The sequence below is a fragment of the Nonomuraea sp. NPDC005692 genome (assembly GCF_040631115.1).
In the GTDB taxonomy this organism is placed as follows: domain Bacteria; phylum Actinomycetota; class Actinomycetes; order Streptosporangiales; family Streptosporangiaceae; genus Nonomuraea.
The window spans coordinates 679,595-706,557 of record NZ_JBEXYU010000001.1 but is presented as its reverse complement, the minus strand read 5'-3'; the positions used below and the strand labels follow the sequence as shown (position 1 = coordinate 706,557).

Here is a 26,963-nt window from a genome sequence, read left to right as displayed (position 1 = left end):
GCGGGCTCACAACTTCACGGAGAGCGAAGACCGCAGCGGCGGCACCACGTGCACCCGCGCCGACCCGATGTCGAAGTACAGGCCCACCAGCTCCAGCTTGCCCGCCCTGACCTGCTCGTCCACCTTCCGGTAGGTGCGCAGGTTCTCCAGCTGCTGCTGGACGTTCACCCGGCACAACACGTCGAGGGCCCCCTTGTGCAGCCGGTCGCCCTCGGTCTCGATGAACCTGGCCAGGCTGTGGTTCCCGTGCCGCAGCCACCGCCGCAGCCCCGGCAGGCTGCCGGCCTGCACCCCGGCGCTGAGCACCCCCGCCATGGCCCCGCATCCCGAATGCCCGCACACGGTGATCGTGCGCACGCCGAGCACCTGCGTGGCGTACTCGATCGCGGCCACCACCGAGTCGTCGTGCGGCTCGGAGCCCCGGCGCGGCACCAGGTTGCCGATGTTGCGCACGGTGAACAGGTCGCCGGGACCGCTCGCCGTGATCAGGCTGGGCACGATCCTGGAGTCGGCGCACGTGATGAACAGGTGGGTCGGCTGCTGCTTGCGCGCGAGCTCGGTGAAGATCGGCCGGACCAGCGGCGCCGTGGTGCGGTGGAAGTCGCGCGCCCCTTCGGCGCAGGTCGCCGGGGTCGAGCCGCCGTCGTCGGGGATGGCGCGGCGCTGCGGGCGCGTCCGCCGCTGCGCCCACGGCACCCACCGCCGGTCCGGCGACCTGCCGGGGTACGCGCGGGCCCCGCCGGCGGCCAGCGTGTACCACTCGTCGTGCGGCTCGTCGAGGTCGACCGTGCCGCCCGCCTGCTCGTGGTCGAGTCGCCAGGAGTGGACGGCCTCGAAGGCCGCGTTGTCCATGAACTCGATGGTGAGGTCGAGGTCGACCGGCGTGCCCGCGGGGATCGACCGCAGCTCGTGCGTGAGCCTGGGCACGCCGAGGAACGTCAGCGAGCCGCTGATCGTCACGTGCAGCCGGCCGTCCGGCTCCTCGCGCCTGCGCACGCTCACCCAGGTCAGCCGGCGCAGCGCCAGCAGCGCGGCCAGCGCCACCCCGGCCAGCACCCCCTCGGCCAGGCCCAGCACGATCACGGTCACCACGGTCACGACATAGACCGGCACCTCGCCGTGCCCGCGGTCCTTCCTGACGCGCGCCAGGCCCACCATCCGCACGCCGGTGAACACCAGCAGCGCCGCCAGCGCCTCCAGCGGGATCAGCCGGACCGACCAGCCGAAACCCACCGCGAACCCCAGCACCCACACCCCGTGCAGGATCGACGCCGACCGGGTCCGCCCGCCCGCCTGTGCCTTCGCCTCCGTACGCACGACGCCGCCGGCGATCGGCAGGCCGCCCAGCGCCCCCGACACCATGTTGGCCACGCCCTGGCCGGTCAGCTCCTGGTCGAGGTCGGCGCGGCGGCCGGGGTGCGTCCCGTCGGCGGCGGACGCGCACAGCAGCGACTCGACGCTGCCCAGCAGCGCGACGAGCAGCACCGCGCCCACGATCGTGTGCCAGTCGGCGGACGGCAGCACGGGGAAGCCCCACCCGGAGAAGCTGCCCGCCAGGTCGACGCGGGTGACGTCCCAGTCGGCCAGCCAGGCGACGCCCGCCGCGGCCGGCAGTGCGACCAGCGGCGCGGGCACGACCCTGACCCGCGCGGGCAGCCGTGTCCAGGACGCCAGCACCACGATCGTGAACAGGCCCAGCGCCATCTTGTGCCCGTGGAGGCCGGCGATCTGGCCGGGCAGCTCGGCGAGGTTGGCCAGGGCCGAGAGCTGGGGCTGCCCGCCGAGGACCACGTGGAGCTGGGAGAGCGCGAGGATGACGCCGACCGCGGCCAGCAGGCCGCGCACGACCGCGGGGGAGACGGCCGGGACGACCCTGGCGGCCTTGACCACGCCGAGCACGAGCTGGACGACCCCCGCCAGTAGCGTGATCATGCAGGTGGCCCGCCAGCCGTGGATCCGCACCAGCTCCACGACCACCACGGACAACCCGGCCGCGGGCCCGCTCACCTGGACGGCCGATCCGCCCAGCGAGCCGGCCACGACCCCGCCCACGACGGCGGCGATGAGCCCGGCGGCCGGCGGGGCGCCCGAGGCCGCCGCGATGCCCAGGGAGAACGGGACTGCGACGAGGAAGACCACGAGCGAAGCGGGTAGATCATGCCGTAGCGTACGCAACCAGCTACTGAGGGTATCGCCGATCATGTCGGAAACCCTAGTGGTGCGCCACCCCCGCTTTAGGGGGTCGTCGCGGGGGTTTTACTCATTCGGTAAGGGGCCGGAGATCACCGGTAGTAGTCGTTGTAGTCCTGCTCGGGGGCCCGGCGACGGCCGCCGCCGTTGTCGCCCTGGCCGGGAGCGGCCGCGCCCTGCGACTGCCCGCCGTACGTCGGCCAGTTCGCCGTGCCGGACGGCGGCTCGGGCCAGGCGGGGCCGGGCCCGGCGGTGAAGTCGCCGGTCTCGTACGCGACCGAGGACGGCGCGGGCGGCACCGGCGGAGCCGACAGGACGTCGTCGTAGGCGGAGACCGCGCGGGCGGGGACGGTCGGCGTGCCGGTGGCCGGAGAGGGGCCGGTGATCGGCGAGCCGGAGTCGTCGGCCACGGCCCAGCCGGAGCGCACCTCGTACGAGGCCGGGAACGCGGCGGCCGGCGAGGCGGCGGCGGCGGGCTGCTCCACGAAGGCGGGCCACGAGCTCGCCGGGCCGCCGTAGGAGGCGGGAGAGGGGTCGTCGAGGATGTCGGGCGAGGCGGCGGGCCAGGAGCCGGAGGTGGCTGCGGCGGGCGCGCCCGTCCAGGTCGTCTCGAGAGCGTCGGCCGCGTTGTGCGCACCGTTGCCGGCGGCGTTGTTGGCCGCGTTGTTGTACGCCGGGAACGGGTCGCTGGTCGGCGCGCCGTGGATCGGCGCGACCGGCGCGACCGGGAAGGACCCGCTGGAGGTGACGCCCGCGTAGGACCCGCCGCCGGCGGCCGGGTAGGCGGGGAACGAGCCGCCGCCGCCCGCTGCCGGGACGGCCGGGTGGGCGCCGCTCGCGGGCAGGGGCTCGGGACGCGAGGCCGGCACGACGGGCTGGGCGCCGCCGCCGAGGAGGCTGAGAACGTCGGGAGTGGGCGCCGCGAACGTCACCGTGCGCTGGTCGGCCATGTCGGAGGCGGAGGGGGTGGGCCGCTTGGCGGGCTCCACCAGGTCGGCGAGGTTGGCCGCGGCGGCGGCGGCAGGCTGGCGCTGGGGCAGCGGGGCCTGGACGGTCGCGGCGTTGGGGTCGGCGGCGGCGGCCACGGGCTTGGGCTTCGCGGGACGCTCACGGCGCTCGGCGGGCTGCTCGCGCTCGACGGGACGGGACGCGCCCTTCCTGGCCGCCACGGTGCCGCCGGCGCCGAAACCGCCCTCCTCGGCGTCGCTGCGGATGTTCGCCCAGAACTCCTCGTCCTCGTGGTCGGTGGTGGGGTTGCCCCACTCGTCGACGCCACGCCTGCCACGCTGGCCGGTGCGCACGGGCTTCTGCTTCACCTCGTCGATCGGGGAGAAGTCCGGGCTGAAGTTGTTCATGCGCGGTTCGTGCGCGGCGAACTCGTCGGTGGACCGGGCGTGCGTCATCTCCTCCTTCTCGGCCATCTCTTTCAGCCGTTCCGGAGGGAGAGAGCTCTCCCGGCGGTTCATGGAACGCATGCCCAGTGCCACGACGACGAGCACGAGGAGCACGACAGCGACCAAGCTCACGACGACCGCGATCATTGCACCACCCTCAAAGCCATGGCCTCCCTGTGGCATCGGTGAGATCGCGCGGCCATCGACGCGATCTGCCCCCTTTGATCACCAATGCCTAACAATTGGATCTGATTCTGTCGGACCACTATGAGAGTTGTCACACCCTACGCAAAGAATTGGTCCATCCGGTCTACCTGCGGTGATCGCCCTGTCACTGGATGTTCACCGCCGTCAGCCGGCCCCGGGCGATCGTGTGGTCGGCGATCTCCTTCAAGATCTCGGGGAGGCCGCCCTCCTTCGCCTGGACCTTGTCGTTCAGCGTGTAGACGGTGAACCGGTAGCTGCCCGGAGTGTTGCAGGGCGGTTCGTAGCCCGCCTTCCCACTGGTCACCTTGGCCTGGCCGGAGCCCTCTGGCGGACTCTCGGCGGCACCCGGCCCCAGCTCGGTCGTGGTCGCCGGGATGTTGTAGAGCACCCAGTGGACGGCCGATTCGGAGGGAGTATGGGAATCGACCACGATCGCGATCGACTTCGCCTTCGGCAAGGGTTCGCTGGACCAGCGCAGCGGCGGGCTGCCCTGGCGGCCTCGGCAGGAGAACTCGCTCGGCAGTGGCATGCCGTCGCGCAACTCGGGGCTCGAGACGTTGATCTCCGCGATCTCCTTGGCCTGGGATCTTCCGATGCCCAGGGCGGCGCAACCTGACAGGGTGAGCGCGAAAGCCACCACTGTCACACTGACAGCGGCCCGCCTCACACGTGATGCCGTGTTACACAGCCCCATGCCGGATGATGCTACGCGGCTCTCGGCGGTGCGCAGACCGTTTCCCGATGGTCGGTCGTCGGTAAAGGAGCCGAAACCGGCCAGAATGCGGTGATCTGTGGGGTGAAGTTGGCCACAGGGACGGCGTCGGCGGAGGTTCGGGGGTGACGATCCGATGACCTTCCTGGCCTGCCCGTTCCCGGGGGCGCGCGGCGCGGTCGTGGCGTGCGAGCTGACAGGACAAAACGGGCATGGTTTCGGACGGCGCCCAACACGCAAAATTCAGATGCGCCGAACGAGGCAGATGTGCTCGCACATGCGGACAGCGGCTGCCCACGTTTCTGTGCCTCGCGGGGCGGAAGGCGGCTGCCCACGTTTCTGTGCCTCGCGGGGCGGAAGGCGGCTGCTCGAGTTTCTGTGCCTTGCGTGGCGGACGGCGCCTGCCCACGTTTGTGCGGCTTGGGGGTGGACGGCGGCTGCCACGCTTCGTGAGGGCGTTTCGCGCGTGGTGCGGTAACGCGCCGCCGGGCCTGGATGGCACGAACGTGGCGCCGCCGACGTGGCCCAGCTCGACAGCCTGCGGCCGGCCGCCACCGAGCATGCACCCGCCGCGCCCGGCCGGCCGTCCGACACGCCGCTCCGCCCGTCCGATCTTTACCTGCCGCCGCGCGGGGCATGCGGAGTCTTGCGCGCTGCCGTCGTGACAGGCGTTTGCGCCCTTCGGCCGGGCCGGACCCCCTTTGGGGCTCTGTCCTATAACCCTCCGAACAGCCTGAGCCCCCGTGCTCCCAGCGGGTGCGGGCCCCCTGCGCTCCCGAGGCCCCCGAACAGCGGGAGCCCAAGCCACAGTCCGGCCTCACGCTGCTCTCAGATTCACGTCCCCTGGCCCCGACCCCAGGGCCTCGGCACCCGGCCATCGCCCGTCCGCCGGCGCTTGGACTCCGGGCCTCTGCGGGCTGCCGGTACGCGGGGGCCGGCTGGCGCTGACTGTGGGGCGCCGTTGGTGGTTGCTTTCGTGGGCGCCCCTGGCGGTCGTGCGGGGGTGGGGGTGATCTTTGAAGGTCGGGGTCAGATCGTCTTTCGGGGCGTGCGCCCTAAGCTGGGTCTTGTGACGTCAAAAGGCCCACTGCGTGACCCCGCGCACCGCGTCTCGCCCAAGGCTCGCCGTCTGTGGTTGCTGCAGGCGGCGATCGGGTTCGTGTTCTTCGTGGGCGGTTCGGCCGTGGTGGCCGGGTGGGTGGGCGGCAGCGGGTGGGCGTGGGTCCCGTCCTGGTTCGCCGCGCGTTCGTGGCTGTTGCCGCTGGTGGTCGGGGTCGTGCTGACGCCGTTCCTGGCGGCGGAGCCGTTCATCCGGTACGCCGTCCATCGCTGGGAGTTGTCGGGCGACGTCGTCTACGCCAGGTCGGGGTTCCTGACCAGGGAGTGGGTGTTCGTGCCGGTGAGCCGCATCCAGACGGTCGACAAGGGCCAGGGGTGGATGGAACGGCTGCTCGGCCTGGCCACGCTGGAGATCCGCACCGCCTCCCACGCGGGCTCGTCCACGATCAAGGGCCTCGACTTCGAGGTGGCGGCCGGGCTCGCCGAACGGCTCGCCCACCGCGCCGAAGAGCTCAGGGACGACGCCACGTGACCCAGCCGCCACCACCACCGCCCTCTCCGCCCCCTCCCCCGCCCCCTCCCCCCGCGCCGCGGCGGCTGAGCCCGAAGGTGCTGCTCATCGACCCGGTACGCATGCTGCCCTCGCTGCTGCTGCCCCTGGTCGGCGTGCTGTTCGTGGGCGGCTTCTCGGCCAGGTCCTACGCGTGGGCGGCGTTCGGCGTGGTCGGCACCGTCGTGTTCGCGGTCATCCGCTGGGCCACCTTCACGTACGAGATCGTCGGCGACCGCCTGGAGACCAAGCGGTCGCTCATCAGCCGCTCGATCCGGACCATCCCGCTGGAACGGGTGCGCGGCGTCGACGTGTCCACCCCGCCCATGCACCGGATTCTCGGGCTCGCCGTGCTCAAGGTCGACACGGGCGCGAGCGGCGACGACGAGGAGGCCGCACTCGACGGCGTCACGCTGGCCGAGGCCGAACGCCTCAAGGCGGTGCTGCTGCGCCGCGCCGTCCAGGTCAGGGCGGCCGAGCACATCCCCGGGCCCGGCCCCGCCCCCGTGGACCGGCCGATCATCGCCGTCCCGCGCCGGTGGCTCCTGTACGGGCCGCTGTCCGGGGCGTACCTGCTCACGCCGTTCGCGCTGGCCGGCGGCGCGGTGGGGCTGGCCTTCCAGTGGGGCGACGACCTGGGGTTCGGCCAGGACGCCGCCTGGAACGCGGGGGAGTGGCTGTGGGAGCACCCCTACCTGCTGCTCGTCGTGGCGCTGCTGCTGGTCCTCGCCATGCCGTTCGTCGGCGGAGTGATGTACGCGGTCTTCAACTGGGACTTCAGGCTCACCCGCCGCGACGGCTACCTCGTGGCCGAGCGCGGGCTGATCAACCGGCGCAGCGTGTCGCTGGAGTCCCGACGGGTGCGCGGTTACGAGATCGTCGACGGTCTGGCCGAACGCCTGGCCGGGGTCGTACGCGTCTGGGCGATCGTGACCGGGCTCGGCGACTCCGAGACGCGCGGGCAGCTCCTGCCGGACGTGCCGCGCCAGGTCGCCGTCGGCGTAACCGCCGACGCCGTGGGCCCCTTCCGCTCCACCCTGCGCGCCCATCCGCCCGTCGCCCGCAACCGCCGCCTGTTCCGGGCGGTCTTCCCGTGGCTCCTCCTGGCCACGCTGAGCGCCGCCGGGGCGTGGGCCACAGGAATGATGCTCTGGTGGATCCTGACGGTCCTGGCGTTGCTCCTGGCGGGCGCTGGGGTGTTCCTGGGCCTCGACCGGTACGCCTCCCTGGGGCACGGCTACGACGGCGCCCGGCTGGTGGTCCGGTCGGGGTCGTTGCGCCGCGCCGAGGCCGTGATCGAACGCCGGGCCGTGGTGGGCTGGCGGCTGCGCCAGACCTGGTTCCAGCGACGGGCCGGGGTGCTGACGCTGATCGCGGGGGTCGGGGCGGGCAAGGGCGGCTACGACGCGCTGGACGTCTCGGAGGCTCAGGGGGCGGCGTTTCCCGCCGAGGTGACGCCGGAGTGGCTGGCCCCGTTCGTGCAGCCCCACACTGTCCCGCCACAGAACTGAACGCCTCCGCCGGACCATCCGGCCATGCGGTTCCTGAACGACCGAGGCCGCGCCCTCCTGTCGAGGTGGGCGCGGCCTGTGGTCGCTGATGGTGTCCCTGGTAGGGGCGGGTCAGTCCTGGCGGCGGGCGCCGAACATGATCTCGTCCCACGTCGGTACGGAGGCTCGGCGGCCGCGCGCATTCTTGCGCGCCTGACGAGCGGCCGGAGCGGGCGGCGGAGAGGGCACCGGGACGTCGTCCTTGCCGGGGCCCTTGGCATCGTCCTTGCCGGGACGCGCGGCCGGGACCGGCGGGGTGCCCTTGGGTGCGCCGGGGCCCGGCTTGGGCCTGGGCGCGGGCGCCTTCTTCTCGGCCACCTCGACCTTCTCGGCCACCTCCTCGGACGCCTCCGGCACGGTCGCGTCCTGAGCGGTCGCGTCGTCCTGGGCGGCGGGCTCCGGTGCCGTCGCCGGGCGCTCCGGCTCGGCATCCGGGGACTCCTCCGTAGCCGTCTCCGGAGCGGCCGAGGACTCCTGAGCGGTCGCGTCGGCCGGCACGTCCTGCGAGGTGTCGGCGGCCGGTGCGTCCTGGGTGGCAGACGTCTCGGTGGCCGGTGCGTCCGGCGTCGCCGTCTCGGCCTGGGCCGCTGTGGCGGCCGACTTCTCCGGACCGGACGTACCGGACTGGGCCGTGGCGTCTGCCTCGGCGGCTGCCGTGGTCGCCGGTGCGGCGGTCGGTGCGCTGTCGGTGGTCGCCTGTGGTTCGGTGGCCTGCGCCTGCGCTGCGGTCGCCGCGTCCTCCGGCTCGGTGGATTCGGGCGCGGGGGACTCGGACGTCTTGGGCGCGGGCTCCGCGGCGGTCGGCGCGTCCGAGGCGGGCGCCTCAGTGGTGGCGGGCTTCTCGCTCAGGGCAGGCGCGGAGTCGGTGGTGACCACCGCGGGCGTTTCGGCGGGTGCGGTGGCGGAGGAAACCTCCGCCGCGGCGTCCGGGACGTCCGTCGCACCGGCTGTCGACGCGTCCGGCGAGGGCGCGGTGGAGTCGCCTGCCTCGGGCGTGGTGGCCTGGGCACTGCCGGTGTCGGAGGTGATGGCGGCGTCTTCGGGCGCGGGAGAACCGGTGGCGTCGGTCTCGGTCGCGGTGGAGACGGGCGTGGTGTCGGCCTCCGGCGTCGTGGAGAGCTGAGCATCCACGGCCGTGCTTGTCGGCTGGGCCTCCGTGGTGGCCGCGGTCTCCGACTGCACGTCGGGTGTGGCGATGGTTTCCCGCCGCACATCGGTCGTGGCGGAGGTCTCCGCCGTGGAGGCGGCCGGGGACTGCGGCTGGACAGGCTCCGGCTGGACGGGCGTCGCGGCGTCGGGCGTCTGGACCGCAGCGGTCGAGGCGGCGGCCGGGGCCGGGACGGAAGCGTCGGGCTGGACGGTGGGCTCGCCACCGGCCGTCGGCGAGGACGGCTGCTCGGCCGGCCGCGCCGCCGGGCCCTCAGGAGCGGCCGACGTCGGCAAAACCTCAGGAGCCGCCGACGTCGGCAGGTCCTCAGGAGCCGCCGACGTCGCGGAGACCTCGGGAGCGGACACCGCCGCCTGCCGGCCGAGAGACTCCGGAGCGGCGGGCGACGGGGTGGCGGCCTCAGGAGTGGCGGACGACTGGACGCCGGCCTCCGAAGCGGCGGGCGGCTGCGCACCCGGCGACGGGGTGACCGACGGTTGCCCATCCAGCGACGGCGTGACCGGCGGCTGCGTGCCGGGTGCCGGGGTCGCAGGCGGTTGCGTGCGGAAGTCCGAGGTTGCGGAAGGTTGCGTGCGGAAGTCCGGAGTCGCGGATGGCTGTGCACGGAAGTCCGAGGTCGCGGGGGGTTGCGTGCGGAAGTCCGGGGTCGCGGGTGGCTGAGTGGACGCCGCCGGTTCGGCGGGCGGTTCGGCGGGCGACGGGTGGGAGGTGAGCGGGCGGGAGGGCGGCGTGGCGGGCGCGTAGATGGAGTCGTCGCGCTCGCCCGAGCGGCCCGAGCCGAAGTCGGGCAGCCACGGTGACGTGCCGCCGCGGCGGGCGGAGGCGTCCGTGGAACGGCCGAAGCCGGTCTCGCGGCCCGCGGTCTCCCCGCGCTGGCCCTCCCCACGCTCTCCGCGGGGACCCTCGGCGCGGGACGGGTCCGGGTGGAAGCCCTCGCCCCGGAAGGGGGCGCGGGTGGTGTCGGGCAGGGACGACGAGTTGTCCGACGCGCTCTCCCGCCCCGGGGACGGCCGGTCGAAAGGCACGTCGCGTCCCGCGAGGTCACGCCCGGGCAGGTCGGGACCGCGGCCGTAGCCGCCGGTGTCGGCGGGCCTGGGCGGCGGGGTGTAGCCGACGGCCGGCTCCTCCGGCTCGCGGCGCACGACCGAGGGGAAGGGCAGCGGGTCGGAGGAGAGCGGCGGCACCGGCTGCAGCTTGGCCACCCGCGGCGCGAACGGCGTGACCGTGGTGTCCTCCACCACGGCGGGATCCGGATCGAAGTCGGCCGACGACAGGCGCATGGCCTCGTCGTCGTGCGGGGAGACGTGGCGCTTGCGCGGGTCGAAGAGCCATTCGGCGTGGCGCGTGTGACCGTTCCAGACGTAGCCGAGCTTGACCCGCCACAGGCCGTCGTCGCGCTTGGCCGAATCCCAGTCGATCTCGTCGGTGGGCACGCCGCGCCTGGTCAGCCGCTCGGCCACCAGCTCGCCGAGGGTGGGACCGGGAGCGGTCTCCCCGGGCATGCGGACGGCGACACGTTGCGCCTGCTGGGCGACGTACTCCCGCTCCTGCAGCACCGGGCCCTCGAACCAGCGGACTCGTTCGACCGGGATCCCGGCGGTCGCGGCGATCTCTTCCGCTGTCTCTCCGGCGCGGATGCGTGCCTGGATCTCCTTGGGGCGCAACGGGCTCTCCACTTCGATCTCGTACTGGCCGAGACGGGAGAAGTTGCCGCGGACGGCAGCACGGAGCCGGTCGTCCACGGGAAGGGTGAAGCGCGTACCCCGCCCGGCAGTAGCCAGCACGAGATAGGTGCCGTCCTCACTCACCGCGACGAGTCGGAGCTCCTGCATGCGAGTCCCTTCGTCAGCGTCGCCATTCTTCCCCCGGACCCTTGAGTCTCTCGCGTGTGCCGGTTGCCTGCCAGCACCGTACCCGGCATGTCCGAACATCGCCTTCCTGGGAAGCCCCGGGGGCGATGTGACGCCGGTCACATTTGTGGATTCCATTTCGTCTAGTGCCCGCCGCTGTGCATGAGGAGGTTAGAGCTCCTCGACGGATTCTGGCGAATCGCGGCGCGTGCTGTTGTGCACTTCAGCGAACTCGCGACAAGGGAGGGACCGGCGTCGGGACGGCGTTCGAGAAGACGTGCCGCATCGGCGGCGAGGTACGGCGCGCCCGCCGAGAACGCCTGCCCGCCGGAGGCGACCTGGCACCAGCTCGCGTCGGCCGCGCCCACGACGAACACCCCCGAGCGCACCAGCGACCGTACGGCGGCGCCGAGCGCGGGCGAGTCGGCCCCGTCGGCGGCGAGCGTGACGACGGACGGGCCGCGCGCGTGCCGCCGGATCCAGTCGAGCCCCGCCAGCACGTCGGCCAGCGAGCCCGACCCCGCGCAGCCGAGCACCCGCACCGACCCGATCCGGGCCTCCGGCGCCCGCGAGGCGACGGCCCTGGCCACGCGCGTGCCGTGCCCGCCGCAGTCGCGCCCGGTGCCGCCGGTGGCGTCGAAGGCGCGCCAGGCCCGGTCGCCGAACTCGGCCCGGGTGACGTCGACGCCGCTGTCCACGACATACACGGTCGTGCCCGCGCCCGTGCCGGCGTCCGTGTCGGCGGCGGCCTCGGCGGGGGCGGGCGCGTCGGCGGGCATGGCGTGGATCTCGCGGTCGGGCTCGACGGCCAGGACTCGGCGGTCGGATCTGAGCTCGGCCAGCTCGCCGACGGTGAGGAAGGTGGCGAAACCCGGCAGGGCCTCGGTGTAGTAACGCCGTACCCGCCATCTCACCTCCGCGACGAGGTCCCGGGCGTCCGCGCGGCTGCGGGCGGTGACGATGTAGGGCCGGGTGGGCTCGGAGGCCGAGGGGCGCAGGGCGAGTCCGGAGGCGGGCGTCATGGCGAGAGGGACAGCGGTCGTCGCGGCCGTCGCCACGGCCGCGGCGAGGTAGACGGAGGGTAGGCCGAATCGTCGGGGCACGAGTTACGAGGATGCCTGTCGCGCAGGTCACAGGAACAACGGGACACGCGCTCGCGTCTATTCACGAGGAAGCTCTTTACCGAACGCATGACCAGAGGGGACTGATCCGGGGGATGACCGGCGAGCAGCGGAAGTTCGAGCTGAGCGTGCCACAGATCCTCGGGAGCGCCCTCGCCGCCGTCACCGCCGCGGTGGCCGCCTCCTACCTGGGGGTGGCGGGCACCGTGATCGGCGCCGCCGTGGTCAGCATCGCGAGCACGGTGGCCAGCGCCGTCTATACGCACTATCTCAAGCGCACCGGCGACCGGGTCAAGCAGCACACGCTGTCCGCGTGGCGCGAGGAGCAGGAGGAGGGGCAGGGCCTGCTCGCCGCCGCCGCGAACGCCACCCCGGCCGCGGGCAAGGAGACCGCCGTGCGCCGGGCCGGCGAGCCGACGGCCGCGCACGCCGTCCAGGGAGGCGGCGACCAGGGGCACGACACGCTGGTCATGCCGGTCGCCGTGCCCGCCGGGCGCAGGGGGCTGCCGTGGCTGAAGATGGCGGTCGCGGCCGCGCTGGTGTTCGCGGTCAGCATGGGCGGCATCCTCGCCTTCCAGGCCCTCGACCACCGGACGCTGCACGAGCGGGTCACCGGCGGGCAGACGCCGGTGAAGGAGCAGCAGCGCGCTCCCGTCCAGGATCAGGGGCGCGACCGCCAGGACCGCGACGACCGGCCGACCGGCGTGACGCAGTCGCCGACCCCGACCCCCACCCCGACGCCCACGGACACGCCGCGCACGCCGCCGCCGTCCGTGACCGGCGAGCCGAGTCCGAGCAGCACGCCGACGCCCACGCCCACGGACACGGTCGAGCCCGTTCCCGAGACGCCCGGGCCCGGCGAGGAGGAGCAGGAGCGTCCCGACCCGGGCGAGCAGCAGTCCAGCGCGCCGCCGGCCACGACCCAGCCCGACGAGCCGCCCGTGCAGCAGGAGGGGCGCTAGCCGAGCACCACGTCGAGGTAGTCGTTGGTGAACACCCGGCGCGGGTCCAGCCGGTCGCGCAGCGCGACGAAGTCGTCGAAGCGGGGGTAGACCTTGCGCAGGTACGCGGCGTCCCGGGTGTGCATCTTGCCCCAGTGCGGCCGGCCGTCCAGCCGGTTCATGATCTCCTCCACGCCCTCGAAGTAGGCGGGGTTGGGCGTGGGCCGGTAGATGTGGCAGGCGACGTAGGCCGAGTCGCGGCCGTACGCGGTGGACAGCCAGGCGTCGCTGGGCGGCGTGACGCGGACCTCGACGGGGAAGGTGATCTTCCAGTCCATCCTGTCGATCAGGTCGCGGGTCTCGCGCAGCGCCTGGGCCAGGTGCTCGCGCGGCACGGCGTACTCCATCTCCAGGAACCGCACGTCGCGGCGGGCCGTGAACACCTTGTACGAAGTGTCCACCGCCTCCGAGTCGCCCAGCGCGGCCGCGCTGATCGCGTTGATCCGCGGGATCAGCGCCGGACGCCGCCCGCCGACGGCGCAGGCGGCGCCGAAGATCGTGTTCTCCAGGAACACGTTGTCCAGCCAGTGCTTGAACGGGCTCGGCGGCCTGGCCGGGCCCGCGTCCCTGTTGTTGGTCTTGACCAGGCAGGCGTCGGTGTGCGGCAGCCAGAAGAAGTCGAGGTGCTCGTTGGCCGAGGTCAGCGAGTCGAGCGAGGCGAGGATGTCGGTGAGCGTCATCCTGCGCCGCCGGTTGCGCAGCAGGAACGCGGGCTCCACCCGGAACGTCACGGCCGTCAGCACGCCCAGCGCCCCGAGGCCGACCCGGGCCGCGTCGAACAGGTCCTCGCCGGGCACGGCCGTGACGACCGAGCCGTCGGCGAGCACCAGCTCCAGCTCGGTGACCTGGTCGGCCAGGCCGCCGCTGTCGCGGCCGGTGCCGTGGGTGCCGGTCTGGATCGCGCCGGCGACGGTCTGCTCGGTGATGTCGCCCATGTTGGCCAGGGCCAGCCCGCGCTGGTCGAGCAGCTCGTTCAGCACCTTGAGCGGCGTGCCGGCCAGCACCGTGACGCGGTCCTCGCCGGCGGACCTGATGCCGCTCAGCCCCTCGGGGCGGAGCATGATCCCGTCGGTGAGGGCCACCCCGGTGAAGGAGTGGCCCGTGCCGACCATGCGCAGGCGGCGCCCGGCGGCCGAGGCGTCCCGCACGGCCTGGACGACGTCCGCCACGCTCGCAGGGGTACGCACCTCGGCAGGGGCGCCCGTCTGGTTCCCGGCCCAGTTAGTGAAGACCATGAGGCGCCCCTCCGAGCGTCGTTCCGATTAAACGTGAACGATACTCACTTCTCCCAGCCTTCGGGAACCGGGAAAATCTGACCGGGCTGCAGGTTCTGCTGCTTGATCACGTCGGAGACCGTGACCAGCTGGTACCCCTTGGCCTGCAGCGACTTGATGATCGCGGGCATGGCGTCCACGGTCTGCTTGACCCAGTCGTGCATGAGGATGATGCCGTCGCGCTCGGCCACCTCGAGGGTCTTCTTCTTGATGGCCTCGACGTTCTTGGTGTCCCAGTCGTGCGAGCCGGCCGTCCACAGGATCATGGGCATGCCGAACTCGGTCGCGACGTCCGACACCTGGATGTCGGCCAGCCCGTACGGCGGGCGCAGCAGCTTGGGCTCGACGCCCGCCGCCTTCTTGACCGCGTCCTGGGTCTTCTTGATCTCGGTCCTGATGACCCCGGCGTCGATCTTGGTGAAGTCGGGGTGCCTGTAGCTGTGGTTGCCCACCTCGTGGCCCTCGGCGACCATGCGCTTGACGAAGGCCGGACGGCTGTTCACGTACTGGCCCTCCAGGAAGAACGTCGCCTTGGCGCCGGACTTCTTGAGGGTGTCGAGCAGAGTGCCCGCGTACTGGCCGGGCCCGTCGTCGAAGGTCAGCGCGATGCACTTGACCTGCTCGCAATCGACCTCGGCCTTCTTCGGCGTCTGGGCGAACGCGGGCGCGGGAGCCAGGGTGACGCAAACTGCCGCGATAGCTAGAAGTGAAGAGATTTGTCGGGACATAGCAAAGCTTCCGGTGTGATGGGTGTTGCGAGGGATAACTCCCGACGGTAGCGGATCAGCTCTTCAGAGGTGAAGACGCGTCCGGAAGTCTCAGCAAACCCGAACCTCCGATGCCCACGACCGCCGCCAGCAGCGCCGACCCCACCGCGAACCCGTACGCGTCGGACGCGCCGAACGCGTCGGTGAGCCGCCCGCCCGCCCACGCGCCGATCGCCACGCCGAACCCGATGGAGGTGGAGATCCACGCCATGCCCTCGGTGAGCAGGGACGGCGGCACCAGCCGCTCGGTGAGCGAGAACCCCGTGATGAGCGTCGGCGAGATGGCGAAACCGGCCACGAACGCCGCCGCCGCCATGACCCACGCGTCGTCCACGAACATGATCGGCAGCAGGCCCACCACGAACACGCCCAGCGCGCGGACGAACCGGGCGCGCAACGAGATCCGCCACTCCCGCGAGCCGAACCACAGCCCCGACACCATCGACCCGCCCGCGAACGCGGCCAGCAGGAACCCGGCGGCGCCCTTCACGCCGTGCTCCTCGGCGAAGGCGACCGTGATCAGGTCCACCGAGCCGAACACCGCGCCGAGCCCGAGGTAGACGCACGACAGCAGGGCGATGCCGGGGATCAGGATGGGCGTGCCGCCGGCCGTCCTGACCGGCTGCACGGGGGGCTGCGTACGCCGTTGGGCGGCCAGGGCCAGGCAGCCGCCGAGCATGCACACCACCGCCACCACCAGCCCCGCGTACGGGTTGACCGCCGTGGCCAGCACCGTGACGATCGCCGGCCCGGTGACGAAGACCACCTCGTCGGCCACGGACTCGAAGGCGAAGGCGGTGTGCAGCGTCCCCGTGCCGCCGTGGATGGTGGACCAGCGGGCCCGCACCATCGACCCGATGGACAGCGAGGACGCGCCGATCAGCAGGCCGGAGGCGTACAGGGTCCACTCGGGCAGGCCGAACGCGGCGCTGAGCATCAGCGCGGCCATCGCCAGCGCGTTGATCAGGGAGAAGGGCACGATCACCCGGTTCTGGCCGAACCTGTCCACCAGCCGCCCCGACAGCGGCGCGGCGATCGCGAAGGCCACGTTGGTGGTGGCGCCGACCGCGCCCGCGGTGGCGAAGGAGCCGGTGACGGTGGAGATCAGCAGCACGACGCCGATGCCGAGCATGGACATCGGCATCCGGCCGACGAATCCGGCCAGCACGAATCCTTTGACGCCGGGCCCTTTGAACAACCCCCGGTAAGGCCCGACCACGCTGTTTCCCCCTTACTTAGCGACCCCACGATGGCGCACCGTCTGTCCGGAAGGCAAGTGATATTTCCGGTGAGTGGGTTAACGTGTGCCTGATGTCCGGTCTTCCCTCTCTCCGCGCGGTCCTGCTCATGGTCCTCGGCGTGCTCGTGGTCACCGCCGCGGCCGGAGGAGTCGTCATGCTCATGGGCGATGACCTGGTCAGAACGGCCCAGGAGCCGGTGCGCAGGCCGATCACCCGCGTGGTTCCGGAGGCCGCTCCCCGCCTCGACCAGCTCGTACCCACGACGGCGCCGGTCAAGGATTTCGGCCAGGGCGGGCCGGGCGTCACCGTGACGCCGCCGCGCGTGCTGGCGATCGCGCCCGCCACGGTGTCCCGGCGGACCCGGCTCGCTCTGGGCGCGCTCAAGCACGTGCAGAAGGCCGCCGTCGTGGACGCGGGCGCGGTCAAGATCGCCGGCACGTCGCTGAACCTGCTGGCCGTCGACCCCGCCGACTTCCGCTCCTGGACGCCCCAGCCCGTCGCCGACCAGCCCGCCGTCTGGAGCGCGCTGGCCAGGGGCGAGCTGGTCGCCGAGGCCGGCACGACGCGCAGGTACGGCATGATCCTCGGCGCGATGTACCAGGTGGACGGCGGCCCGAGGCTCCGGGTCGCGGCCTCGGCCACGCTCGGGCTCTCCGGCGTGGACGGCCTGGTCAGCGCGGAGGTGGGCCGGTCGCTCGGCTTCGCGAAGGGCGTCGCGGTGCTGCTGCACGGCAAGCCGGGCACGATCGGCGAGGCCGGGGTACGCCGGCTGCTCGGCAAGGGCGCGCAGGTCGTCGTGCTCGACGCGGCCAGCCGCCCCCAGCAGCAACAGCAACAGCCGCAACAACAACAGCAGCAGCAGCCGGTCACCGTCGGCCGCCCGAACAGCTACCTCGACCTCTACAAGGCCGCCGCCACCCGCTGCCCCGGCCTGTCCTGGACGGTGCTGGCGGCCATCGGCCAGGTCGAGAGCAGCCACGGCCGCAACAACGGCCCCTCCAGCGCGGGCGCCCTGGGCCCGATGCAGTTCATGCCCGCCACCTGGAAGCACTACGGCGTGGACGGCGACGGCGACGGCAAGGCCGACATCTGGAGCCCCTACGACGCGGTGCCCGGCGCCGCCAACTACCTGTGCGCCAACGGCGCGGGCAAGGGCGGCGCCAAGCTGCGCAAGTCGATCTGGTTCTACAACCACTCGTGGGACTACGTGAACAAGGTCATGAGCATCGCCGAGGCGTACGCCCGCACCTACGCCTGAGGCCGGCCGCCGGGCCGGACCGGACGCGGGCAGCAGGTGAGCGCGCACGCGACGGGCTCCGGCTCGTCCATCAGCTCCCTGACCATGCGCACGAACGCCGGATGGGTGCCGGCCGTCGCCGCGCGCTCCATCGGCAGGCCGAGCTCGGCGGCCACCTGCCGGGCCTCGGTGTCGAGGTCGTAGACGACCTCCATGTGGTCGGAGACGAACCCGATCGGCACCAGCACGACCGAGCCGGCGTCCGTCTTGCGCAGGAAGTCGCACACGTCGGGCTCCAGCCACGGCACCTGCGGGGGGCCGCTGCGCGACTGCCACACCAGGTGCCACGGCTCGTCGCGGCCCAGCGCCTGGTTGACCAGCTCGGCGCTGCGGCGGAGCTGGGACTCGTACAGGCCGCCCGAGGGGCCGGCGGTCTCGGCCATCGAGACCGGGATGCTGTGGGCGGTGAACACCAGCCGGGCGTCATCGCGGCCGAGCCGCTCCAGCGCCTGGCGCGTGTGGTCGGCCATCGCCGCGACGAACCCCGGATGGTCGCCGAAGTGCCGCATCTTGATCAGCTCGGGGCCGCCCTCGACAGAGATCCTGGCGATGTCCTCGTAGTACTGGCGGCAGCTCGAATATCCGGCGAACGCCGAGGTGGCGAAGACGGCGGCCCGGCGCACGCCGTCGGACGCCATCCGTCGCACGGTGTCCTCGCCGAAGGGGTGCCAGTTGCGGTTGCCCCAATAGACCGGCACGCCCGCGACCGGGCCCAGCGCCTCGACCAGCTCGCGGTTCTGCTGGTTGATCGGGCTGACGCCGCCGAAGCCCTGGTAGTGCTCGGCCACCGCGAGCAGCCGCTCGCGCGGCACGCCGCGCCCCCGCACGACGTTCTCCAGGAACGGCAGCACGTCGTCGGGCCCTTCGGGGCCGCCGAACGACAGGACGAGCAGAGCGTCGTAATCAGCCACGTGTCAAGCCTAGTCAGGAGAGCGGGCGGTCCGGCCGGAGGGAGCACGAGGGGGAGCGGAGCGCGGCGTCGCCCGCGGAGCGCCGGTGACCAGGTAGGTTCGATCGAGTGAGCGCATTCGATGACATTCGTGACTATGTGGCCATTCCCCGGGTCCTCTCCCTGAAGCTCTCGCCTGACGGCTCCCGTCTGATCTCGGCCGTGCAGGCCCTCAATCCCGACGGCAAGTCGTACGGCACCGCGCTCTGGGCGATCCCCCTCGACGGTGAGCCGTACCGTCTGACCCGTTCCGCCAAGGGCGAGACGGCCGCCGTCTTCACCGACGCCGGGGACGTGCTGTTCACCTCCGCACGCCCCGACACCACCGTCAAGGACGCGACCGACGAGGTGCCCGCGCTGTGGCTGCTGCCGCGCGCCGGCGGCGAGGCCCGCCAGATCGCCACCCGCCCCGGCGGCATCGGCGCCGCGCGCACGGCGGGCGACGTGGTGGTGTTCGCCTCCGACGTGTTCGACGGCGACGAGTCGACCGAGGACGAGCGGCGCAAGGCCCGCAAGGACGCCGGGACCAGCGCGATCCTGCACGAGGGCTACCCGGTCCGCTACTGGGACCACGACCTCGGCCCGGCCCGCACCCGCCTGTTCACCGGCCGGCTCGGCGCCGACCGCCTGGAGGACGTGCGCGAGCTGACCCCCGACGCGGGCGAGGCGCTGCGCGACGCCGCCTTCGAGCTCACCCCCGACGGCTCCACCGTGATCGTCACCTGGCGCAGGTACCTGTCCGGCGGCGACAGCCGTACGGACCTGGTCGCCATCGACGTGGCCACCGGCCGGCGGCGCACCCTGCTCACCGACGAGACGCACGACTTCGGCGGCCCGATCGCCGTCTCGCCCGACGGCACGCGGGTGGCCTGCGCGCGCGAGCGCATCACGAGCACGGACGTCTCCGTCCGGGTTGAGCTGTGGATCGCCGACCTGGCCGGCGGCGAGGGCCGGGCCTACGCGCCCGACCTGTTCCCGATGGACCTCGCCTGGGCCCCCGACTCCTCGGCCCTCTACCTCGTCGCCGACCACCAGGGCCGCCGCCCGGTCTTCCACGTCCCGCTGGACGGCGAGCACACCAGGCTCACCGGCGACGACGCCGCCTACCTCGGGATCAACGCGAGCGCCGACGGCGCGTACGTCTACGCCCTGCGCAGCAACATCGCCCTCGCTCCCGCCCCGGCCAGGATCGACGCGGCCACCGGCGAGATCGCCGACCTGCCCTCGCCGGCCCCGCGCCCCGAGGTGCCGGGCACGCTGACGGAGATCTCGGCCACCGCCGACGACGGCGCGACCGTGCGCGGCTGGCTCGTGCTGCCCGAGGGCGCCTCGGCCGACAACCCGGCGCCGTTCCTGCTGTGGATCCACGGCGGCCCGGTCGCGTCCTGGAACGACTGGCAGTGGCGCTGGCAGTCGTGGATCATGGCGCAGCGCGGGTACGCCGTCCTCATGCCCGACCCCTGCCTGTCCACCGGCTACGGCCAGGAGATGATCGACCGCGGCTGGGGCGCCTGGGGCCCCCGCACCCAGGCCGACCTCGACGCCATCGTGGACGTCGCCCTGGCCAGGGACGACATCGACAACGAGCGCGTGGCCGCGATGGGCGGCTCGTTCGGCGGCTACATGGCCAACTGGCTGGCCGGGCACACCGACCGCTACCAGGCCATCGTCACCCACGCCGCGCTGTGGAACCTCGACCAGTTCGCCGGCACCACCGACTCCTCCCTGTACTGGCAGCGCGAGTTCGGCGAGCCCGGCTCGGAGCGCTACAACCAGCTCTCCCCGCACCTGGCGCTCGGCAAGATCACCACCCCGATGCTCGTCATCCACGGCGACAAGGACTACCGGGTGCCGATCGGCGAGTCCCTGCGCCTGTGGTGGGACCTGCAGCGCACCGACGTCGAGTCGAAGTTCCTGTACTTCCCCGACGAGAACCACTGGATCCTCAAGCCGGGCAACATCGTCGCCTGGTACGAGACCGTGCTGGCCTTCCTCGCCCAGCACGTGCTCGGCGAGGAGTGGAAGCGCCCGGACTCGGTGGCCTGATGACCGACTTCCTGCGGCTGGCCGAGGACGTCGCCCGCGAGGCCGGGGACATGCTCCTGGCCAAGCGGCCCACGATGTCGGAGGACGTCGAGACCAAGTCCAGCCCCACCGACGTCGTCACCATCCTGGACAAGGCGTCGGAGGAGCTGATCCGCGAGCGCGTCCTGGCGGTCCGTCCGGACGACCGGTTCCTGGGCGAGGAGGGCGGCGAGGCGCCGGGCGCGTCCGACGTGCGGTGGATCGTCGATCCCGTCGACGGCACCGTCAACTTCCTGTACGGCCTGCCCGACTGGGCGGTGTCCATCGCCGTCGAGGTCGCCGGGCGGGTCGTGGCCGGGGTCGTCAATGTGCCGGCGCGGGGCGAGGTGTTCACCGCCGCGCTCGGCGAGGGCGCCTGGCTGGGCGACGTGCGGCTGCGCTGCAACAGCGGGGTGCCGCTGGCCCGGGCGCTGGTCGCGACCGGGTTCGGCTACTCGGCGCCGCGCCGCGAGGTGCAGGGACAGGTCGTGGCGGCGGTGCTGCCGCGGGTGCGCGACATCCGGCGCGGCGGCTCGTGCGCCATCGACCTGTGCTCGGTGGCGGCGGGCCGGGTGGACGCGTACTACGAGCGCGGCACCAACACGTGGGACCACGCCGCGGCCGGGCTGGTGGCGACCGAGGCGGGAGCCCGGCTCGGCGGCCTGCACGGCCGGCCGGTCGGCCCGGAGTTCGCGCTGTGCGCGGCGCCCGGCCTGTTCGAGGAGCTGCACGACCTGCTCGTGCAGCTGGACCCCGAACGCGACTCCTGACGAGGCCGCGGGCATGACAGGACGGCCGGGGCCCGGCGGGCCCCGGCCGTCGCACGCGTAGGTCTAGCGCGGCAGCGGGACGCCGTGATCGTCGGCCAGGCGGCGCAGGTCCTCGATCTCGGCGGTGAGGGTGTCGGCGAGGTAGTCGTCGCCGGTGCTACGGGCCTCGGAGAGGCCCTTGTAAGCCTGGTCGAGGCGGCGTTCGATCGTGGTGGTGAACTCGCCCATCTCACCTACTCTCTCAGGGGTTTCGATCCGTGCGGGGCGAAGGGACCCCATTGCCAGTGGATGTCCGGGCAATGGGTGTCCCGACGGCATACCCCGGGTTATCGCCCTCTGAAACATGAATTTGTGCGGCCCCTGCCCGGCACACCCCTGGACATGCCTTACCGTGCGCTTATCGAGCCTGTAGGCAGAATGAGACACCGGACCCGGAAAGAGGTGTACCAGGCGTGCGAGTGCTGGTTGTCGAGGATGAGCGGGTGCTCGCCGACGCGATCGCGACAGGGCTGCGGCGTGAGGCCATGGCCGTCGACGTCGCCTACGACGGCGGCGGCGCCCTTGAGCGCACCTCCTACATCGACTACGACGTGATCGTGCTCGACCGCGACCTGCCGGTCGTGCACGGCGACGAGGTGTGCCGCCGGCTGGTCGAGCAGCGCTCGGCCTCGCGGATCCTCATGCTGACCGCCTCCGGCGACGTGGACGACAAGGTGGAGGGGCTCGGCCTCGGGGCCGACGACTACCTGGCCAAGCCGTTCGTGTTCATCGAGCTGGTGGCCCGGGTGCGCGCGCTCGGCCGGCGTTCGGCGCCCGCCCTGCCGCCCGTGCTGGAGCGGGCCGGGATCCGCCTCGACCCGGGCAAGCGGCTGGTCGAGCGCGACGGCAAGGAGATCGTCCTCACCAAGAAGGAGTTCGCGGTCCTGGAGGAGCTGATGCGCGCCGAGGGCGCGGTGGTCAGCCAGGAGGACCTGCTGGACAAGGCGTGGGACGAGAACATCGACCCGTTCACGAACGTGGTCCGGGTGACCATGATGACGCTGCGGAAGAAGCTGGGCGAGCCTCAGGTGATCGAGACCGTGCCCGGAGTTGGGTACAAGTTGTGAGCGAACGGCCAGAGCGCGGGGCGGGGCCGACGCATCCGATGATCAGCCCCCATTCGGCCAGGAAGGCGACACGCGTGCAGGAGGCGCCACCCCCGAGCGGGCCGCCGGCCTGGGACGGCCCGCCCCCGCCCGGCTCCGAGACGCCCGCCCGCAGCACCCTGGAACGGGTCAGGGGCCTGCCGGCCAAGGTGAGCATCCGGTGGCGGCTCACGCTCACCTACAGCGCTCTGGTGTTCGCCGCCGCGGCCGTGCTGCTGTTCGTCGTCTACTCGATCGTCGGCAGGTCGATCGAGAACGCCTGGCCCGACCTGATCACCGACGACCTCGACCCGCTCGACGCCGCCATCATGCAGAACCGGTGGACCCTGGCCAAGGGGCGGGCCGTCAGCAGCGCCCGCGACGCGCTGTTCGGCAGCTCGTTCATGGCGCTGGCCGGGGTCGGCATCCTCGCGCTCATCATCGGCTACTTCGTGGCCGACCGGGCGCTGCGGCCGGTCGCCCAGATGACCAGCGCGGCGCGCAAGCTGTCGGAGAGCACGCTCGCCCACCAGCGCATCGCCCTGCGCGGCCCCAACGACGAGCTGAAGGAGCTGGCCGACACCTTCGACGCCATGCTCACCCGGCTCAACATCGCCTTCGACACCCAGCGCAGATTCGTGGCCAACGCCTCCCACGAATTGCGCACGCCGTTGACGATTAACCGGACCGTCCTGGAGATCGCGTTGTCGGATCCGGAGGCGTCCGAGGACCTCAAAGCGCTCGGGCGCACGCTGCTGGAAGTCAACGCGCGTAACGAGAAGCTCATCGAGGGACTGCTGTTGCTCGCCAGGAGCGAACGAGAACTCGCGGTACGCAAACCGCTCGACGTTCAGGAAGTCGCGCAGACGGCCGTGGAACAGCTCGCGCCCTTCGCCGCCGAACACGGCGTGACCGTTGTGGCCGAACTGGTCAGCGCGCCTACCGTGGGCGACCCGGTGCTTCTGGAGCGGTCGGTCAGCAACCTGCTGGAGAACGCCGTGAAGTACAACCTTCCCGAAAACGGAAAAGTCTGGATCCGAACGGGAATGGCGGACGGGGGGCTGGTTGTTCAGGTGGCCAACACGGGGCAGCACGTCCCGGCGTACGAGGTGAACAGCCTGTTCGAGCCGTTCAGGAGGCTCCACGCCGACCGCGTGGAATCGGCCAAGGGATCGGGTCTGGGGCTGTCCATCGTCCGTGCGGTGGTGCAGGCACACGGTGGAAACGTGACCGCGGTGCCGCGTGATGGCGGAGGACTTGTGGTGACGATTCGGCTTCCGACGCGTTGACCGAGCGTCCTTGAGTGGGCCATGGGGCGCCGACAGGTGACGTTCAGGCGTGTTCGTCCGCGTGTTGATGTAGTGGGGGCGTCTCGTTCTCGCCGTACATGTGGTTGGATGTGCCGTCGAACACGGTGGTGCATGACGCCAAGGCTGTGGGTTTCGCCATATTTGGCTAACCATTGCCGTCGGCAGCAGGCCCTGTCGTGCTGGGAGGTTCGTTGTCCGTTCGCGCGGGGTACCGATGGAAAATCTCCCCGACGGAACGGGCACAAGATGGGCCTCCCGGACGTTAGAAGACGCGCGATGAGCGCGAAGACATATAGATGAGGGGGATGGAGTAAGCACAATGGCTACCGACTACGACAGCCCGCGAAAGACAGACGACGACCTGGGGGAGGACAGCCTCCAAGAACTCCAGGCACGGCGTACCGACAAGTCGTCCGGCAGCATCGACATCGACGAGACCGACCTCGCCGAGTCGCTGGAGCTGCCCGGCGCGGATCTGTCGAACGAAGAGCTCTCCCTGCGGGTCATTCCCCGTCAGGCCGACGAGTTCACCTGCTCGCGCTGCTTCCTGGTGCACCACCGCAGCCAGCTGGCCTCCGAGAAGAACGGCCAGCAGATCTGCCGGGAGTGCGCCGCCTGACCGCTGGAGCGAAGGAGCTCAGGGTGAGGGACCCAAGGCACGACCGAGCCCGCCTACCCTGAGCGGTCGCGACCAAGAGGACGGAGGCATCGCGTGGCCGAGCCCGAGAAGGACAAGCAACAGGCGGACAACGGGATCGCCGACCCCGACAAGGAGGTCGGCGAGCTCGTTGTGCGGCTCACCGAGCACGGTGAGCTGGAGCCGGCCGAGCGGCGCAGACTGCTCGGCCGACTAGCCAGGTCCCTGGCCACAGGGGCGAGGAAGGCCCGCGAGAGCGGCGCCGGCCGCGGCCGCTGGCTGGCCGACGTCTTCCTCAGCATCGCGCCCCGCATCCCCATCCGTGACCTGTCGACACTTTCCGAGCATCATCACGGCCTCACCGGCGAGGAGCTCGCCGACGACCTGGTGCGCACCGCCCAGAAGGCCACGATGACGGTCGGAGCCATCGGCGGAGCACTGGCGGCGGCCCAGTTCGCCGCACCACCCCTCCTGCTCTCCGCACCCGCGCAGCTCGTCGCGGAGACCATCGTCGTCGCCGCGATCGAGGTCAAGCTCCTGGCCGAGCTGCACGAGGTCTACGGCGTGCGCGTCCAGGGCACCGGCACGCAGCGTGCCTTCGCCTTCACCTCCGCCTGGGCCAAGCAGCGCGGGATCGACCCCCTCGCCCCCGCGTCCGTCTCCCTCGCGCTCGGCGCGGCGTCCAAGGCCGCTCTTCGCAACCGCCTCATGCGTACGCTCGGGCGCCATCTGACCACGTTCGGCCCCTTCCTCACCGGAGCCGTCGCCGGCGGCGCGCTCAACCGCGGCGCGACCGGCAAGCTCGGCAAGGCCATCCGCGCCGACCTGCGCCTCAAGGGCCCGTCGTTGCCGCCGCCCGACCCCCGTGACGAGCTGACGCCGTAGCCCCGCGGCCGCGGGGCTACGGGGTCGGCGAGGTCAGACGTCCCGTCTGTCCACCACGCGCTTGAGCTTGCCCACCGACCGCTCCAGCGTCTCGGGGTCCACCACCTCGACCTCGACGCTCACGCCGACGCCCGCCTTGACCGCGTGCCGCAGCGCCCGCCCGGCCTCCTCGCGGCCGGTCGCGCCCGGCCGCGCCTCGACCCTGACGGTGAGCACGTCGAGCCGGTCCGGCCGGGTCAGGTGCAGCTGGAAGTGCGGCGACAGGCCGGGCACGCGCAGCACGAGCTCCTCGATCTGGGTCGGGAACACGTTCACGCCACGCAGGATGATCATGTCGTCGGTGCGGCCGGTGACCTTCTCCATGCGGCGGAAGGCGGGCCTGGCCGTGCCGGGCAGCAACCGGGTCAGGTCGCGGGTGCGGTAGCGGATGACCGGCATGGCCTCCTTGGTGAGGCTGGTGAACACCAGCTCGCCGCCGTCGGGGGCGGGCCGGCCGGTGAACGGGTCGACGGTCTCGGGATAGAAGTGGTCCTCCCAGACGTGCAGGCCGTCCTTGGTCTCGACGCACTCGTTGGCCACGCCGGGCCCCATGACCTCCGACAATCCGTAGATGTCGACGGCGTGCAGGTCGAAGCGCTCCTCGATCTCGGCGCGCATGCGCTCGGTCCAGGGCTCGGCGCCGAAGATGCCGATCTCCAGCGAGCTCTCGCGCGGGTCGAGGCCCTGGGCGGCGAACTCGTCGAGCAGCGCCAGCAGGTACGACGGCGTGACCATGATGACCCTGGGCCGCAGGTCGGTGATGAGCTGGACCTGCCGGGCCGTCATGCCGCCGGAGACCGGCACCACCGTGCAGCCCAGCCGCTCGGCCCCGTAGTGGGCGCCGAGGCCGCCGGTGAACAGCCCGTAGCCGTACGCCACGTGCACCACGTCGCCGGGACGCCCGCCGGACGCCCGGATCGACCGGGCCATCACCTGCGCCCAGACGTCGAGGTCGGCCTTGGTGTACCCGACGATCGTGGGCTTGCCCGTGGTGCCCGAGGAGGCGTGGACGCGCGCCACCCGCTCGCGCGGCACGGCGAACATGCCGAACGGGTACGACTCGCGCAGGTCCTCCTTGGTGGTGAACGGGAAGAGCGCGAGGTCGTCCAGGCTCCGGCAGTCGCCGGGATGCACGCCGTGCTCGTCGAACTTGCGCCGGTAGAGCGGCACGTTGTCGTAGGCGTGGGACAGCGTCCAGCGCAGGCGCCGCAGTTGCAGGGCCATGAGCTCGTCCCTGGAGACGCGCTCGACCGGGTCGAGCTCCTCGGGGGACGGCGGCGGGAAGGGCCTCATCTCAGCTCCCTGCTGCGCCCGCGGAACTCCGCGACCACCCGGCCGCCGGCCCCGCGCACGGTGATGTCGTAGATGCCGCTGCGGCCGTAGGTGGTGCGCTCGGCCGCCTCGGCCACCAGCACGTCGCCCTCGTGGGCGGGGGCGACGAAGGTGATCTCGGCCCCGGCCGCCACGGTCACCGGGCCCCGGGTATTGCACGCGCAGGCGAAGGCGGTGTCGGCCAGGAGGAAGACGTAGCCGCCGTGGCAGATGGCGTGTCCGTTGATCATCTGGCCGGTCACGGCCATCCGGCACACCGCGCGCCCCTCGGCCAGCTCCACCAGCTCGATGCCCAGGGCGGCGGAGGCGGTGTCGGCGTCCAGCATGCGACGCGCGCTCTCCAACAGGTCTCCCTTGCTTACTGACCGAATGTTCGGTAAACACTTCCCCGTCCTGCCGAGCACTGTCAAGGGAGGGCCGGCGCAGCGGAGCTGTAGGAGCCGTTTGTGGGGTATGTCCTGGTTCGTCAGCG

The 26,963-nt window shown here is 72.2% G+C and carries 21 protein-coding genes and 1 pseudogene; 10 read left to right on the top strand and 12 right to left on the bottom strand.

All coding sequences use genetic code 11. From position 1 onward, the window contains the following. Positions 1-6: 6 nt before the first annotated feature. The 3 genes from ABZ459_RS03325 to ABZ459_RS03315 form a co-directional block, all read right to left on the bottom strand. Complete coding sequence (locus ABZ459_RS03325) at positions 7-2,202, bottom strand: SulP family inorganic anion transporter (protein ID WP_357965203.1); 2,196 nt, start codon at positions 2,200-2,202, stop codon at positions 7-9. 80 nt (positions 2,203-2,282) lie between these two features. Continuing rightward, complete coding sequence (locus tag ABZ459_RS03320) at positions 2,283-3,716, bottom strand: hypothetical protein (RefSeq protein WP_357965200.1); 1,434 nt, start codon at positions 3,714-3,716, stop codon at positions 2,283-2,285. A gap of 199 nt (positions 3,717-3,915) precedes the next feature. Next, positions 3,916-4,485 carry a YbhB/YbcL family Raf kinase inhibitor-like protein gene (locus ABZ459_RS03315; protein WP_357965197.1) on the bottom strand — a complete coding sequence of 190 codons (570 nt, stop codon included), beginning with the start codon at positions 4,483-4,485 and terminating at the stop codon, positions 3,916-3,918. Positions 4,486-5,572: 1,087 nt separating this feature from the next. Between ABZ459_RS03315 and ABZ459_RS03310 the strand changes: the two genes are divergently transcribed. Together ABZ459_RS03310 and ABZ459_RS03305 are read left to right on the top strand one after the other, a co-directional pair. Continuing rightward, complete coding sequence (locus tag ABZ459_RS03310; protein WP_357965194.1) at positions 5,573-6,094, top strand: PH domain-containing protein; 522 nt, start codon at positions 5,573-5,575, stop codon at positions 6,092-6,094. A gap of 77 nt (positions 6,095-6,171) precedes the next feature. After that, on the top strand, positions 6,172-7,623 hold the full coding sequence (locus tag ABZ459_RS03305) for a PH domain-containing protein (RefSeq protein ID WP_357965192.1): 1,452 nt from the start codon (positions 6,172-6,174) through the stop codon (positions 7,621-7,623). Between the two features lie 2,409 nt (positions 7,624-10,032). Here ABZ459_RS03305 and sepH read toward each other — a convergent pair. Next, positions 10,033-10,662, bottom strand: a pseudogene (gene sepH / locus ABZ459_RS03300) (septation protein SepH); the annotation flags it as partial. Positions 10,663-10,823: 161 nt separating this feature from the next. After that, complete coding sequence (locus ABZ459_RS03295) at positions 10,824-11,783, bottom strand: S8 family serine peptidase (protein WP_357965190.1); 960 nt, start codon at positions 11,781-11,783, stop codon at positions 10,824-10,826. Positions 11,784-11,896: 113 nt separating this feature from the next. Between ABZ459_RS03295 and ABZ459_RS03290 the strand changes: the two genes are divergently transcribed. Continuing rightward, complete coding sequence (locus ABZ459_RS03290; RefSeq protein ID WP_357965187.1) at positions 11,897-12,763, top strand: hypothetical protein; 867 nt, start codon at positions 11,897-11,899, stop codon at positions 12,761-12,763. On the opposite strand, the gene ABZ459_RS03285 is transcribed toward ABZ459_RS03290, so the two are convergent. Genes ABZ459_RS03285 through ABZ459_RS03275 form a run of 3 tightly spaced genes read right to left on the bottom strand, consistent with a single transcriptional unit; the run spans position 12,760 to position 16,011 of the window. Beyond that, the gene (locus ABZ459_RS03285) at positions 12,760-14,037 is read right to left on the bottom strand and encodes a D-arabinono-1,4-lactone oxidase (RefSeq protein WP_357965184.1); all 1,278 of its coding nucleotides are present in this window, start codon (positions 14,035-14,037) and stop codon (positions 12,760-12,762) included. The two genes, ABZ459_RS03290 and ABZ459_RS03285, sit on opposite strands and share 4 nt — an antisense overlap. Before the next feature lie 44 nt (positions 14,038-14,081). Continuing rightward, a complete protein-coding gene (locus ABZ459_RS03280) occupies positions 14,082-14,804 on the bottom strand; it encodes a polysaccharide deacetylase family protein (protein ID WP_357965182.1) in 723 nt (240 codons plus the stop codon). Positions 14,805-14,859: 55 nt separating this feature from the next. Continuing rightward, entirely contained in the window at positions 14,860-16,011 is a 1,152-nt protein-coding gene (locus tag ABZ459_RS03275; RefSeq protein ID WP_357965180.1) for an MFS transporter, read from the bottom strand. A 143-nt stretch (positions 16,012-16,154) separates the two neighbouring features. Here ABZ459_RS03275 and ABZ459_RS03270 point away from each other — a divergent pair, with 143 nt between their 5' ends. Beyond that, on the top strand, positions 16,155-17,342 hold the full coding sequence (locus tag ABZ459_RS03270) for a lytic transglycosylase domain-containing protein (RefSeq protein ID WP_357965177.1): 1,188 nt from the start codon (positions 16,155-16,157) through the stop codon (positions 17,340-17,342). Here ABZ459_RS03270 and ABZ459_RS03265 read toward each other — a convergent pair. After that, a complete protein-coding gene (locus ABZ459_RS03265; RefSeq protein ID WP_357965174.1) occupies positions 17,333-18,292 on the bottom strand; it encodes a ferrochelatase in 960 nt (319 codons plus the stop codon). The genes ABZ459_RS03270 and ABZ459_RS03265 overlap by 10 nt on opposite strands. A 107-nt stretch (positions 18,293-18,399) precedes the next feature. On the opposite strand from ABZ459_RS03265, the gene ABZ459_RS03260 reads away from it, so the two are divergent. Further along, positions 18,400-20,376, top strand: a complete 1,977-nt coding sequence (locus tag ABZ459_RS03260) for a prolyl oligopeptidase family serine peptidase (protein ID WP_357965171.1) — start codon at positions 18,400-18,402, stop codon at positions 20,374-20,376. Further along, a complete protein-coding gene (locus ABZ459_RS03255; protein ID WP_357965168.1) occupies positions 20,376-21,164 on the top strand; it encodes an inositol monophosphatase family protein in 789 nt (262 codons plus the stop codon). The genes ABZ459_RS03260 and ABZ459_RS03255 overlap by 1 nt, the downstream gene beginning before the upstream one ends. 63 nt (positions 21,165-21,227) lie before the next feature. Here the strand turns inward: ABZ459_RS03255 and ABZ459_RS03250 are convergent, their stop codons facing one another. Continuing rightward, positions 21,228-21,392: a hypothetical protein gene (locus ABZ459_RS03250; RefSeq protein WP_352359142.1), complete on the bottom strand. Its 165-nt coding sequence runs from the start codon at positions 21,390-21,392 to the stop codon at positions 21,228-21,230. A 224-nt stretch (positions 21,393-21,616) separates the two neighbouring features. Between ABZ459_RS03250 and ABZ459_RS03245 the strand changes: the two genes are divergently transcribed. The 4 genes from ABZ459_RS03245 (at position 21,617) to ABZ459_RS03230 (ending at position 25,120) form a co-directional block, all read left to right on the top strand. Continuing rightward, positions 21,617-22,270 (top strand): response regulator transcription factor, encoded by a 654-nt coding sequence (locus tag ABZ459_RS03245; RefSeq protein ID WP_349451511.1) that lies wholly within the window; start codon positions 21,617-21,619, stop codon positions 22,268-22,270. A 230-nt stretch (positions 22,271-22,500) separates the two neighbouring features. Continuing rightward, positions 22,501-23,577 carry a HAMP domain-containing sensor histidine kinase gene (locus tag ABZ459_RS03240; protein WP_357965163.1) on the top strand — a complete coding sequence of 359 codons (1,077 nt, stop codon included), beginning with the start codon at positions 22,501-22,503 and terminating at the stop codon, positions 23,575-23,577. A gap of 340 nt (positions 23,578-23,917) precedes the next feature. After that, entirely contained in the window at positions 23,918-24,217 is a 300-nt protein-coding gene (locus ABZ459_RS03235) for a DUF4193 domain-containing protein (RefSeq protein ID WP_352324238.1), read from the top strand. Between the two features lie 93 nt (positions 24,218-24,310). Beyond that, the gene (locus ABZ459_RS03230) at positions 24,311-25,120 is read left to right on the top strand and encodes a hypothetical protein (protein ID WP_357965161.1); all 810 of its coding nucleotides are present in this window, start codon (positions 24,311-24,313) and stop codon (positions 25,118-25,120) included. A gap of 33 nt (positions 25,121-25,153) precedes the next feature. Here the strand turns inward: ABZ459_RS03230 and paaK are convergent, their stop codons facing one another. Both paaK and paaI read right to left on the bottom strand, forming a co-directional pair. Further along, positions 25,154-26,452 (bottom strand): phenylacetate--CoA ligase PaaK, encoded by a 1,299-nt coding sequence (gene paaK, locus ABZ459_RS03225; protein ID WP_357965158.1) that lies wholly within the window; start codon positions 26,450-26,452, stop codon positions 25,154-25,156. Then, positions 26,449-26,817 carry a hydroxyphenylacetyl-CoA thioesterase PaaI gene (gene paaI, locus ABZ459_RS03220; protein ID WP_357965867.1) on the bottom strand — a complete coding sequence of 123 codons (369 nt, stop codon included), beginning with the start codon at positions 26,815-26,817 and terminating at the stop codon, positions 26,449-26,451. The genes paaK and paaI overlap by 4 nt, the downstream gene beginning before the upstream one ends. Between the last annotated feature and the right edge of the window lie 146 nt (positions 26,818-26,963).